We start from the raw sequence: 2,540 nt of genomic DNA, 5'->3' as shown, positions 1-2,540 counted from the left end.
CCCCCCGGCCTCCCCCCCCGCCCCCCCCCCGCTGCCCGCCCGATCGTCCCCGGCACGGGTACCAGCGGGAGGGCCCGGGCAGCGGGATCCTGGGCGGTCCGCGGCCCTGGTCCCCCGGATTACCGGTGATGGCATCGGGAATCGTCATCCGCGGCTCGCCGCCCTGGCCGGTCCGCGGGAACGGCACGGGCATCGCCGGGGTGCCGGGCTGGCCGACCTGCGGGTCGCTGCGTTGCGACGGCAGCAGGACGTTCGGGTCCAGCCCCAGATCGGAGAACGCGACGTCGATGAACGGTTGCAGGAACTGGCCGGGCAGCAGGTTGGCCACGTAGGTCTTGAAGAACGGACCAGACGACACCGATTCACCGAGCGACATCGAGTAGTCGTTGAGCAGGCTCAGCGATTTCTGCAGCCGCTCCTTGCGGTTGTCCAGGATCGTGAGCACACCGTTGAGCTTGTCCAGCGCGGGTTTCATGGTGGCGCGGTTCTCCCCGATGAACCCCTGCAGCTGCCGGCTCAGCGCCGAGATGTTGCCCGAGATCTGGTCCACCGCCGCGCTCTGGCTCTGCAGCTCGGCCAGCAGCGCGTTGGTGTTGGAGACCAGGCTGACCACCTGGTCGCTGCGCTCGGCGAGCACGGTGGTGGCTTTGTTCGCGTTCGCCAGCAGGCTCCGCAGTTGCGCGTCGCGCTGGTTGAGGGTGTCGGAGAACCGTGCCACCCCCTCGACGGCGATCCTCAACTGCGGTGGCGTGTCGGCGAAGGTCGTCGAGAGCACCCGCAGGGACTCGGAGAGCTGGTCGGTGTCCAGGCCGCTGATCGTGGCCGACAAGTCGCCGAGGGCGTCGGGAAGTTGGTAGGGCGACGTGGTCCGGTCCAGCGGGATGGTGCCGTCCTGCCGGCCGTCGCCGCGGGCGACGACCTCCAGGATCTTGGTGCCCAGCAGGCCCTTGGTCTTGATCGCGGCCTCCGTGCGGTCGCCGAGGCGGATGTCCTTGTCGACGGTGAAGGTGACCAGCACCTGCGGCCCGTCCAGTTCGATCGACTTGACCTGGCCCACCTTGAAACCCGAAACCTGAACGGCCGCATCGGTGGTCAGTCCGCCCGCCTCGGCGAAGTGCGCGGTGTACTCGCGGCCCGGGTCGACGAACGGGATCTTGTCGTAGTTCACCGCACCGACCACGACGGCCGCGGTGGCGGCGAGCCCGACGGCGCCGATGACCAGTTGGTTGCGTTCACTGAACGGCTTCATCGCGGCGCACACCTCCCGCTGGACTGCCCGGCGACCTTGACGTACACCGGTTGTCCGCCCTTGCCGTTGAGTTTGAGCACGATGTCGCACAGATAGAAGCTGAAGAAGTCACCGTAGATGCCCTGCCGCGCCAGCGCCTGGTACGCGTCGGGCAGCGTGTTGATCACGTTGTCGAAGTACTCGTGGTCGGCGACGACGATGCCTGCGGCGCGGTCGGTTTCGTCGATCGTCTTCTTCAGCGGCGGACGCGCCTCGGAGAGCAGGTCGGCGATGCTGCCCGCCGCGGCGTTGGTGTAGGCCAACCCGTCGCTGATCTCCCGGCCGCGTGATTCCAGCCCGTCGACGAGTTCGGAGAGCGCGCCGACGGCCTTGCCGAACTGGTCGCTCTGGTCCCCCAGCGAGCCGAGCACGGTGTTCAGGTTCACGATGACCTCGCCGATCAGCTGGTCCCGATCGGCCAGCGTGCTCGTCAGCGCCGCGGTCTGCGCCAGGAACGAGTTGATGGTTCCGCCCTGCCCCTGCAGCGCGGAGATCAACTGCCCTGAGAGCGCGTTGATCTGGTCGGGGTCCAGCGCCCGGAACAGTGGGCGGAAGCCGCCGATCAGCGCGTCGAGGTCGAGCGCCGGCGAGGTCCGCGCCAGCGGGATCGTAGCGCCGGGCGGCAGGGTGGCGGTGCCACCGGCACCCTCCTCGAGCGCGAGGTAACGGCCGCCGATCAGGTCGTCGTAGCGGATGACGGCGCGGCTGCCCTCGGTGAGCACCACCGAGTCGTCGGCGGTGAACTCGACCAGAGCCGTGGTGTCCGGCTGGATCTCGACGTGCTTGACCTTGCCGACCTCGACGCCGGCGATCCGGACGAAGTCGTTGGTCTCCAGCCCGGTCACGTTCACGAACTCGGCGCGGTACTGCTGGGCCTTCTCACCGAACCGCAGTTGGCCGAACACCGCGAACAGGCCGAACACACCGAGCAGGCAGACAGCCAGGAACACCCCGAGACGCGTCGCGTCTCGCCGGATACTGACTGACATCGGTTACCTCTCTGTGTGTTTCGTCGGTCGAGGTTGCTAGCGGGGTGGTCCCGGTTGGGCCGGGACGGGCGGTGGGACGAACGGGTAGGGCACGGCCGTGGGCTGCATCTGCGCCGGGTGCGGCACCACGAACGGCTCCGAACCGAGGTAGAGCATCTCGCCGCAGAACGAGCGTGGGGCTATGCGGTTGCACCGGGCCGGTTGACCGGTAGAGCGCGGGCGGATTTAACCCAGTACGCGCAACTGGTGGCGTCATTGGGGAA

General features: G+C 68.4%; 2 protein-coding genes. Both read right to left on the bottom strand.

Annotated elements, in window-relative coordinates; all coding sequences use genetic code 11:
* Window positions 1–1,249, bottom strand: a 1,249-nt coding sequence (locus ASJ79_RS22345; protein WP_067960059.1) for an MCE family protein, incomplete at its 3' end; no start/stop codon positions are given.
* On the bottom strand, window positions 1,246–2,277 hold the full coding sequence (locus ASJ79_RS22340) for a virulence factor Mce family protein (RefSeq protein WP_067960056.1): 1,032 nt from the start codon (window positions 2,275–2,277) through the stop codon (window positions 1,246–1,248). The genes ASJ79_RS22340 and ASJ79_RS22345, both read right to left, overlap by 4 nt.
* Window positions 2,278–2,540: the final 263 nt, after the last annotated feature.

It is taken from the genome of Mycobacterium sp. NAZ190054 (assembly GCF_001545925.1).
In the GTDB taxonomy this organism is placed as follows: domain Bacteria; phylum Actinomycetota; class Actinomycetes; order Mycobacteriales; family Mycobacteriaceae; genus Mycobacterium.
The sequence above is the reverse complement of the archived record's forward strand: the minus strand, read 5'-3'. Positions and strand labels throughout refer to the sequence as shown.

Excerpts from the sequence above, each read along its gene's own strand:
- ASJ79_RS22340 (WP_067960056.1), bottom strand. The coding sequence starts at position 2,277 with ATGTCAGTCAGTATCCGGCGAGACGCGACGCGTCTCGGGGTGTTCCTG.